The organism is Psychrobacter sp. FME6, from assembly GCF_014861365.1.
Classification (GTDB): domain Bacteria; phylum Pseudomonadota; class Gammaproteobacteria; order Pseudomonadales; family Moraxellaceae; genus Psychrobacter.
The window spans coordinates 1-10,128 of the sequence record NZ_RRYW01000101.1 but is presented as its reverse complement, the minus strand read 5'-3'; the positions used below and the strand labels follow the sequence as shown (position 1 = coordinate 10,128).

Annotated in this window: 11 protein-coding genes and 1 riboswitch; all 11 genes read left to right on the top strand. The window is 42.4% G+C overall.

From position 1 onward, the window contains the following. Positions 1 to 85: 85 nt before the first annotated feature. Positions 86 to 203, top strand: a riboswitch (TPP riboswitch). Positions 204 to 326: 123 nt separating this feature from the next. The 11 genes from tenA (at position 327) to yfaE (ending at position 10,041) form a co-directional block, all read left to right on the top strand. Then, positions 327 to 974, top strand: coding sequence for a thiaminase II (gene tenA / locus EI162_RS12070; protein ID WP_192524589.1), 648 nt, complete (start codon positions 327 to 329; stop codon positions 972 to 974). An 86-nt stretch (positions 975 to 1,060) separates the two neighbouring features. Further along, positions 1,061 to 1,771: a class I SAM-dependent DNA methyltransferase gene (locus tag EI162_RS12065; RefSeq protein ID WP_192524588.1), complete on the top strand. Its 711-nt coding sequence runs from the start codon at positions 1,061 to 1,063 to the stop codon at positions 1,769 to 1,771. A gap of 84 nt (positions 1,772 to 1,855) precedes the next feature. Beyond that, on the top strand, positions 1,856 to 2,737 hold the full coding sequence (locus tag EI162_RS12060; protein WP_192524587.1) for an IS982 family transposase: 882 nt from the start codon (positions 1,856 to 1,858) through the stop codon (positions 2,735 to 2,737). Between the two features lie 182 nt (positions 2,738 to 2,919). Then, positions 2,920 to 3,300, top strand: coding sequence for a YbeD family protein (locus EI162_RS12055; protein ID WP_192524586.1), 381 nt, complete (start codon positions 2,920 to 2,922; stop codon positions 3,298 to 3,300). Between the two features lie 551 nt (positions 3,301 to 3,851). Beyond that, positions 3,852 to 6,128 carry a class 1a ribonucleoside-diphosphate reductase subunit alpha gene (gene nrdA, locus EI162_RS12050; RefSeq protein ID WP_192524585.1) on the top strand — a complete coding sequence of 759 codons (2,277 nt, stop codon included), beginning with the start codon at positions 3,852 to 3,854 and terminating at the stop codon, positions 6,126 to 6,128. A 195-nt stretch (positions 6,129 to 6,323) separates the two neighbouring features. After that, entirely contained in the window at positions 6,324 to 7,205 is an 882-nt protein-coding gene (locus EI162_RS12045) for a P63C domain-containing protein (protein WP_192524584.1), read from the top strand. A 180-nt stretch (positions 7,206 to 7,385) separates the two neighbouring features. Then, positions 7,386 to 7,637, top strand: coding sequence for a type II toxin-antitoxin system Phd/YefM family antitoxin (locus EI162_RS12040; protein WP_192524583.1), 252 nt, complete (start codon positions 7,386 to 7,388; stop codon positions 7,635 to 7,637). Further along, positions 7,627 to 7,914, top strand: a complete 288-nt coding sequence (locus EI162_RS12035; protein WP_192524582.1) for a type II toxin-antitoxin system RelE family toxin — start codon at positions 7,627 to 7,629, stop codon at positions 7,912 to 7,914. The genes EI162_RS12040 and EI162_RS12035 overlap by 11 nt, the downstream gene beginning before the upstream one ends. Before the next feature lie 36 nt (positions 7,915 to 7,950). Beyond that, positions 7,951 to 8,322: a hypothetical protein gene (locus EI162_RS12030; RefSeq protein ID WP_192524581.1), complete on the top strand. Its 372-nt coding sequence runs from the start codon at positions 7,951 to 7,953 to the stop codon at positions 8,320 to 8,322. Between the two features lie 106 nt (positions 8,323 to 8,428). Further along, positions 8,429 to 9,562 carry a class Ia ribonucleoside-diphosphate reductase subunit beta gene (nrdB, locus tag EI162_RS12025; RefSeq protein ID WP_192524580.1) on the top strand — a complete coding sequence of 378 codons (1,134 nt, stop codon included), beginning with the start codon at positions 8,429 to 8,431 and terminating at the stop codon, positions 9,560 to 9,562. Between the two features lie 212 nt (positions 9,563 to 9,774). Then, positions 9,775 to 10,041, top strand: coding sequence for a class I ribonucleotide reductase maintenance protein YfaE (gene yfaE / locus EI162_RS12020; protein WP_192524579.1), 267 nt, complete (start codon positions 9,775 to 9,777; stop codon positions 10,039 to 10,041). The last annotated feature ends 87 nt before the right edge of the window (positions 10,042 to 10,128 follow it).

Genomic DNA, 10,128 nt, shown 5'->3' with positions numbered 1-10,128 from the left:
TTCTCGCTTGTGTCTTTATCTGGCTGCCGCTGATTTGAATTCTATACAGCCCCTATATTTAAATTTTATATTTATTATTAAAAAACAAACCTTGTCGGGGTGCTTTGATTTTGACGCTTTAACTACAATCAAAATCATGGCTGAGAGTTACCCGCGAACCTGATGCAGTTAGCACTGACGTAGGAAACAAGCGTGTCGATATATAAGTCACATTTACTTCATATTTTGCCAATCTATTAAACCTAGACGGGCAAATTTTTTGTGCCTTATCAATTCTCGTTTCCTGCCATTTGCTTGCTTGCATTTTATAACAGTAAGTGAAAACTATGGATTACCAAACGCTACGTCACAATTGCCCCACATGGGATGATTACATTCAGCACGACTTTGTCAAACAGCTGACCGCTGGCACACTCGCCCCTGACAGCTTTCGCCACTACCTTGTGCAAGACTATTTATACTTAATTCACTATACCCGCGTGATGGCGCTGAGCGTGTATAAGAGTGACACACTGGCACAAATGCGCGTCGGTCAAGCAGGTATCAATGCCATGCTCGATATGGAAATCGCCATGTACTTGGACTTCTGTCGTCAGTGGAATATACCACTTGAACAAGTAGAAAACGCCCCTGAATCTGCCGTCACCATCGCCTATAGTCGCTATATATTAGACGCGGCTATGTCAGGCTCGCTGGCCGAACTGTATGCCGCTATTGCGCCTTGCTTAATGGGCTATGGAGAAATTGGCAGATGTATCAAAGATGAGGGTTTTATCGATAACAACCCTTATCAACCATGGATTGACGTGTTTTCTAGCGATGAGTTCCAAGTAATTACCGCGCAGAACGAAGCACAGATTAATACGCTATTAGCCGATGCCAGCCCTGCTCAAGCAGACAAGTTCCAACGGTTATTTAACACCGCCGCACGTATGGAAGTTAATTTTTGGCAGCAGGCGTTAGATTTGTCTTAACTTATACTCAATCTAGCTTGATTCTAAAAAAGCCCTCTAAAATCAAAAACAATGACCAATAATAATGATCAACAAGGAGAAACATCATGGCAGCATTCGATGAACACGCAAGCGCGTACGACAGCTGGTTTTTTGACAACCAAAACTTACTGACCAGTGAGCTCAAACTGGTCGCTCACTTCTTAGATAAAGATAGCGAAATATTGTCTATCGGCTGTGGTAGTGGTCTTTTCGAATCCCTGTTAGCCAAAGATTACGGCATTCATATCACGCATGGTATCGAGCCATCGAAAGACATGGCTGAAGTCGCTGAGAAACGCGGCTTGCAAGTAGATATCAGCTCTGCCGAAACCTGCGAGATTGCGCCTAATAAATTTGATATTATTATGTTTAATGGCAGCGTCAGCTATATCAGGGATTTGGATGTCTGTATCAAAAAGGCCTTTGATGCTCTAAAGACTGGCGGCAAACTTATCCTGATTGATGTGCCAAAAGAAAGCGGCTTTGCCAGCTTATACAATTTAGCGAGCGCGGTAGATACGTGGGAACATCCATTACTCGAACACATCTCCCCTGCTGACCCTTATCCTATTGAGCTGGTGAAGTCAGCAAACTGGCGTACCTCTGATGAGAAAATCGAATTAATGCAAGCCAATGGTTTTGTCGATTTCGAATATGCGCAGACTTTATTGACCCATCCTATGTATGCCAATGACAAGGTACAAGAGGTCATCGAAGGCTACGATCGCGGCGATTATGTGGCGGTATGTGGTTATAAAAACCCCAGTTCGGGATAAGGGCTCAAAGAAAAGATAAAAAAAGAAGCCCGAAGTTGCTAAAGTAAGTTTACCAAGACCACTTAAGCAAAAAGGACTTCTTACATGGACAACCTAACCGAACTATACTGCCATATTGACGACTTTTATCAGCAATTCAAACCTGAGTTTGACTCTCATTTAATCGCAACGGGCCGTCAACGGCTAAGAGCATGCCAGATAAGTGTAGCAGAGATTATGACCATCTTGGTACTGTTTCATCAACTGCGGTATCGACAGTTTAAGGCGTTTTACTACCATCACATGCTTGGCATGATGAAACGGGAGTTTCCAAATCTGCCGAGCTACTCGCGATTTATAGAGCTAGTGCCGCGCAGTATCATGCCACTGTGCAGCTACTTGCAAAGCATAATGGGTGACTGTACGGGTATCAGCTATATTGATTCAACCAAGATAGCAGTTTGTCATAACAAGCGTATCTACCGTCATAAAGTCTTTGAAGGACTTGCAACCCGAGGCAAAAGCAGCATGGGCTGGTTCTATGGCTTTAAGCTGCACGCCATTATCAATCATAAGGGCGAGCTTGTATCTGTTAAAGTCACTGCGGGTAATACGGATGATAGAGCGCCAGTTAAGGATATGGCAACGTCTTTATTTGGAAAACTATTCGGTGATAGAGGCTACATCAGTAAAGCACTAAACGCGTGGCTCACAAAACACAGTGATACTAGGCTGATAACGAAACTTCGGCGTAATATGAAACCCCAATTACTTGAGCCTATGGATGAGGCACTACTCAATCATCGCTCTTTGGTTGAAACGGTGTTTGGAGAGCTTAAAAACTTGTGCCAAATCGAACACTCACGCCATCGTAGTGTCACGGGGTTTATCACAAACTTGCTGTCGGGTTTGATTGCTTATTGCTGGTTTCCGTATAAACCCACCATCAAAAACATGCCTCAGCAGGGACAGGTAGCGACATTGTAAATAGTATCAATGAGTTACAATGTGGCTTATCCTGAACTGGGGTTATAAAAAATAACGATTTTAATATGAGTTATCGTTGGCTGACCCTTGAATAATATGATGAGTGGCCTTATAAATGGTGCATAAAGCGCTTATCGGCATAACCCATAAGCTCATATTTTCACAAAGATAAGGACAACATCATGACTGATGATCCAAAAGACACCACTAACCCAAATCAAACGCCTAAAAGAGAAGTCAAAGTCACTGAGCTGGTCGCCAATGACGGTATCTTAAAAGGTAAAAAAACCGACGTACAAAATCCTGAGCTGTGGCAGTTCCCAATGAACTACCCACTTAGCATCATCGGTCATGAAGGCGAGCACGATAGCTTACTCAATGAAGTGAAGCTTATCCTTGGTAGCCAGTTTCCAGAGTTTGATTTGGCGTCTATGGAAGTTAAACCGTCAAAAACAGGACGCTTCCATTCGGTGCGTGCCAATTTATACTTGACCACCGTTGAGCAAGTGAACACGCTTTATGCATCACTTGATAATGCAAAAACGGTACGCATGGTCGTCTAATCATAGTTTTATCAATTTAAGAAAAACCAGTCCGTTTTTCGTCCGAATCGTCACTCATATGGGTGGCGATTTTCTATTGGCTGGGGTACAATCACCACCCGAAATATGCGCGCCATTCAGCAGATTTGCGCTCGTTAATTTAGCCGACAATAAAAAGTAAATTCGCGCCATTTTTTACAAAACTTTTATTATTTTTCTTATTGGCGTCTAACCCTTATCCCATCGTCCTTTGCTAAAATTTGGACACGCTTTACCCTCTCATCAACATAGTTTGCCGCTAAAATCAATATAGCATTTTCAAAATTTTCCCGCTATATTGTGTCCACCTACTAACAAATACGCTATATGTAGTGCTCAGTGATTTAAACCCTCACTATGAGCAATGGCATCGTTTTGCCTAAAAAAACACTCTGCCGTGACAGGATGTTATAGCGTAATAAAGATAGCGTGATAAAGAATGCCCGCCGGTATTAACCGCGCCGCATTACTATAAGTAACACTATAAGCATCATTATAAATTAATTGCCCAGCAATCAACTTACGAGGTCAGCATGACACATATCGATAAAATCCAAGTAACCAAACGTGATGGACGTTTAGAGCCTATTGATTTAGATAAGATTCACAAGGTTATCGAGTGGGCTGCTCATGATTTAGATAATGTGTCGGTATCACAAGTTGAGCTAAAGTCGCACATTCAGTTTTATGAAGGCATCAAAACTCGCGATATTCACGAGACCATCATCAAGTCTGCCGCTGATCTTATCTCTGAAACCACGCCTGACTATCAGTATTTAGCCGCGCGTTTGGCCATCTTCCATTTGCGTAAGATTGCTTATAATAAATTCACCCCTCCTCACTTGTATGACCATGTTAAAAAGCTAACTGATGCCGGTAAATACGATCAGCATATCCTAGCTGACTATAGCCGTGCGGAATTTGATGAATTAGAAGAATATCTTGACCACTGGCGCGATATGAATCTTGCTTATGCTGCTGTTGAGCAAATGGCGGGTAAATACCTTGTGCAAGACCGCGTCAGCAAAACGGTTTATGAAAGCCCGCAGTTCTTATATATGCTGGTTGGTATGTGTCTGTTTGCTAACTATGACAAATCTGAGCGTATGAGCTACGTTAAACGCTTCTATGATGCGACCTCACAATTTAAAATCTCGCTACCAACGCCTATCATGTCTGGTGTGCGCACCCCATCGCGCCAGTTTAGCTCGTGCGTCTTAATCGAATGTGGTGATAGCTTAGACTCAATCAACGCCACCACCAGCGCCATCGTACGCTATGTGTCACAACGTGCCGGTATCGGCATCAATGCCGGTCGTATTCGTGCCCTTGGTAGCCCGATTCGTGGCGGTGAAGCCCAGCATACTGGTTGTATTCCATTCTATAAACTGTTCCAAACAGCGGTTAAATGCTGCTCACAAGGCGGCGTACGTGGCGGTGCAGCGACGTTATTTTACCCATTATGGCATTTAGAAGTTGAGTCGTTATTGGTACTCAAAAACAACCGCGGCGTCGAAGACAACCGCGTGCGTCATATGGATTATGGCGTACAGTTAAATAAAACCATGTATACCCGCCTCATCAAGGGTCAAGATATCTCCATATTCTCTCCAGGTGATACCCCTGGTTTGTATGACGCGTTCTTTGAAGATCAAGACAAGTTCGAAGAGCTATACACCAAATACGAAAATGACCCGAGCATTCGCAGCCGTCAAATCCCAGCAGCAGATTTGTTTAGTCTGATGATGCAAGAGCGCGCCAGCACTGGTCGTATCTATATCCAAAACGTCGATCATTGCAACACCCATAGCCCATTTGATGCGACCGTTGCGCCGATTCGTCAGTCAAACCTATGTATGGAAATCGCGCTACCAACCAAGCCACTTGATAACATCAATGATGAAGAAGGCGAAATCGCCCTTTGTACGCTATCAGCGGTGAACTTGGGTAAAGTTGAAAACGTCAGCGATATCGAAGAGCCAGCCGAGCTAATCGTCCGCGCCCTTGATGCCCTACTCGACTATCAAGACTATCCAGTCAAAGCGGCCGAAAATGGCAGCATGCGTCGCCGTACCTTAGGCGTTGGTGTGATTAACTACGCCTATTACCTAGCGAAAAATGGCGCACGCTATTCTGATGACTCAGCGCTTGGTCTAACCCATCAAACCTTCGAAGCGCTACAGTATTACCTCTTAAAAGCCTCAAATAAATTGGCCAAAGAGCAAGGCGCGTGTCCTGCCTTTAATGAGACGACGTACTCGCAAGGTATTTTACCGATTGATACCTACAAAAAAGACTTGGATAAAATCTGCCAAGAGCCGCTACATCTCGATTGGGAAACGCTACGTGGCGAGATTACCGAACACGGTCTGCGCAACTCTACCCTAACCGCTTTGATGCCGTCTGAGACGTCTAGTCAGATTGCCAATGCGACTAATGGTATCGAGCCACCACGCGGTCTGGTGTCTATCAAAGCGTCAAAAGATGGCATCCTAAAGCAAGTCGTGCCTGAGATTGATAAGCTAAAAGATCAGTACGAGCTACTATGGCAAATGCCGAACAATGACGGTTACCTAAAGCTGGTCGCTATCATGCAGAAGTTCGTCGATCAAAGTATCTCTGCCAATACCAACTATGACCCAACACGCTTTGATGGTCAGCGTGTACCGATGAAAACGTTGCTAAAAGACTTGTTGACCGCTTATAAACTTGGCGTGAAGACTTTGTATTATCACAATACCCGTGATGGTGCGAATGATGCCCAAGCGGATATGGAAGATGATTGTGCTGGCGGTGCTTGTAAGATTTGAGAACCGTTAAAAAATTGCATTGCCAGAAAATTATAAATTTTCTCTTGCGTCGGGACGAAGCAGTGCTTCGCTTTGTCCCTCCTCAAGGTTCGCAAGAGAAATTCTTTAAATAGAATTTCTGACGGATGGCGGGTTTGGCTTTTGGGTTAAGCCCGCTGTTTGCTACTATATCAGCTAATATGAAAAGGATTTTTTATGCTAGTTTCAGAATATACAGGCACAATGAAGATTGCTGATGTTGAGTTAGAGTGTGCTGTTCTTAATGATGGTAGACGAATAATTAAACATTCAGATGTATTTAAAGCATTAGGTAGAGAAAGTAGAGGTAATGCACGATTACCAGATACACCTTCTTTTATGGATGCTAAAAACCTACAACCATATGTGTCTAGTGAACTTAATAATGTAAAAGAAAAAATATCCTATCAGGCCGAAAATGGCAAAAGCTTTCAAGGTTTTGATGCAATAATTATTCCATTGGTCTGTGAACTTTATATACTAGCAGACGAAGCTGGAACAGTGATTCATAAAAACCAGAAAGAAACAGTTATACAAGCGTCGATAATTATTAGATCATTAGCCAAAGTTGGCATTATTGCCTTGGTGGATGAAGCTACTGGTTATCAAAATATTCGTAAAGCAGAAGCTTTGCAGGCAATTCTTAACGAATATATAAGTAAAGATCTTATTGCATGGACTAAGACATTTCCAGATGAATATTATGAGCAAATCTTTAGGCTAAAGAATTGGAAATGGAGCACGTTCAATAGACCAGGTGTTGTTGGTAAATACACTAATGATATTGTATATGGTCGTATGGCAGCAGGATTAGTCGATGAGCTTAAAAAGCTAAATTCAAGAGATGAGAAAGGTACTACAAAACATAGAGATCATCAGCATTTATCAGAAAATCAAGGCAGAAAGGCACTTGAAATGCATTTACATAGCATCATTGGTTTAATGCGAGTAGCTGATACTTGGGAGGAACTTATGTATTCGATCAATAAAGCCTATCCTAAAAAAGGCTCTATTGACGACTTATTTCCTGAAACTTTAAATCCAAGAAATATCAACTAGAAAGTACAGGTTTGATAGAGTTTACGATACCCAACATTTTAATTAAATAATTCGTTGGGTTTCATTCCTCGACACCAACCTACTCACAGTTTTTTAAATAAATAGATTAACAAATAAGACCTAATTTTCGTGCTAATATTAGACCTACATTTAGAGCATAATATTAGCGGAGAATGCATCATGCAACCAATATTTGCGACCCAGACAGCCAGTATCTCAGAGTTAAAGACCAACCCTTCAGCCCTGATTAAACAGTCAGATGGTGAGTCTATTGCTATTTTGAACCACAATAAACCTGTGGCTTACTTAGTCTCAACAGACGTCTTCGAGCGCATGATGGAAGCGATGGACGATATGGCATTAAGCCAAACGGTTAGCGCACGAATGAATGACGGGCAAGTACCTATAAAGGTAAGTTTGGATGACTTATAATCTTGAGTTTCATCCTTTAGCGTTAAAAGAATGGAAAAAGCTAGCGCCCAGTATTCAGCAGCAGTTTAAGAAAAAATTACAGCAGCGGCTAGCAAACCCGCGTGTTCCTGCTTCAAAACTCTCAGGACATAAAGATGCCTATAAAATCAAACTACGCACCATAGGCTATCGACTGGTATATACCGTCAAAGATGACGTCGTCGTGGTTTATGTGCTCGCAGTAGGCAAAAGAGAAAACAACAAAATATATGATAGTCTGGCGACACGCCAACCATAATCGAAACACAGACAGAATAAAAATGACGGAGGTCATGTGCAATATACCGCAATCATCAAAGACGGTGGTTTGTTTATTCCTAACGTATTTTCAGACCTAAACGATGGTGGCTCGCATATCGTACAAGTAGAAGTGGACATCGAAGAGGTACGTCAGCAATTAAGTGCAAGCGCAGCATCAAAGCTAGAAACACCAAAAAAGGACGTTGCCAAAGCACCGAAAAAACCAGTAAAGAAGCAGCCGAAGAAAGAGGTAAAAACAGCACCAGAAGATGTTGATTTAAGTACGCTGCGTAAGAGCGCTATCGATGAGCTGGAAGGATTGGATGATAGTGAGCTCAGCGAAATATTCAAAGCCTATATGAATGATGGACAAGAGCCGACACAGATATCTTTAGAGAACATGTAATATAGAACTGGCAACCAAAAGCCTATAACCTAGTTTTAATCATATATCTAAAACATTATTTTCAATCATTTAGATTTATAACTGTAACACTTATAAAGGTAGCACTATGACTTACTCGATTTTTTCCCAAACGCCAAACGACGCGCTAAAAGAGCCGATGTTTTTCGGTAATCCAGTCAACGTCGCTCGTTACGACCAGCAAAAACACCCTATCTTTGAGCAGTTGATTGAAAAGCAGCTGTCATTCTTTTGGCGTCCAGAAGAGGTCGATGTATCAAAAGACCGCATCGATTACGGCAACCTATCGTCACATGAACAACATATTTTTATCAGTAATTTAAAATATCAGACCCTGCTCGACTCTATCCAAGGTCGTAGTCCAAACGTGGTGCTATTACCACTGGTGTCTATTCCTGAGCTTGAGACGTGGATTGAGACGTGGACGTTTTCTGAGACCATTCACTCGCGCAGCTACACCCATATCATTCGTAATATCGTCAATGACCCAGGTATCGTGTTTGATGACATCATGCAAAACGAGCACATTTTAGAGCGCGCCTCTGATATCGCCAAGTACTATGATGACTTGTACTTTGATTCACAGCTTTACAATATGCACGGTGCTGGCACGCATACCATCAATGGCAAAGAAGTGACCGTTAGTTTAAAATCACTGAAAAAACAGCTGTATTTGTGCTTGATGGCAGTTAACGTCTTAGAAGCCATTCGTTTTTATGTATCATTCGCCTGCTCGTTTGCCTTTGCTGAGCGCAAACTGATGGAAGGTAATGCCAAAATCATTAAGCTGATTGCTCGTGACGAGGCGCTACATCTGACTGGCACCCAGCATATGCTCAACCTGATGCGTAATGGCCGTGACGATCCTGAGATGGTCGAGATTGCCAATGAGTGTTTCGATGAAAGTATCGAGATATTCCGTAAGGCGGCTGAACAAGAAAAAGAATGGGCGGGCTATTTATTCAAAGACGGTTCGATGATTGGTCTCAATAAAGACATTCTTTGCCAATATATCGAATTTATCACCAACTTGCGTATGGAAGCCGTTGGCTTGCCTGTGGCATTCCCGAACTCTAAATCAAACCCCATTCCATGGATCAACACATGGTTGTCATCTGATAATGTGCAAGTTGCGCCGCAAGAGACGGAAATCAGCTCGTACTTGGTTGGTCAAATTGATTCAGATTTATCAGACAGTGATTTTGATGACTTTGAGTTATAGAGCTTTAGAAAACAGTTTTTTTAAAACTGAGCTTTTAATATAGTCGAACTACCATAGAATGAATGCAGTGCTACTGGGATAAGTTTTACGCCGCCTCTGTCTGCGCAGATACAGGCACAGCAAGCAAGTAAAACTTGTTCCAGTAGCGCGTGATAATACTTGAGCTTATTTTATTTAGGGTTGACCTTACTTTAAAAGGATAGGATAAAGCCATGACTTGGGTAATGACGAGTAAGCAGCAATTTTACTTGCATGACGACGAAAGTCTGCTTGATGGACTACTACGTACCGGACATGATATCAACTATCAATGTAAGGAAGGCTACTGTGGCAGTTGCCGAATCAAGCGCGTTGCCAGCTCGCATGTCATTGATTATCCGTTTGCGCCGCTTGCCATGATTGAGGAAGATGAAATCCTGCCCTGCTGCTGTCGAGTACAAGGCGTGATTTATATTAACCACGATTCTTTCGACCAGTAAAATTTAAAAATAATGACTTAGATTAACACACCAAGTGCAACGCTAAATTATATTATAGAACACCTGATTGGGCGTTTTAAACCCTAA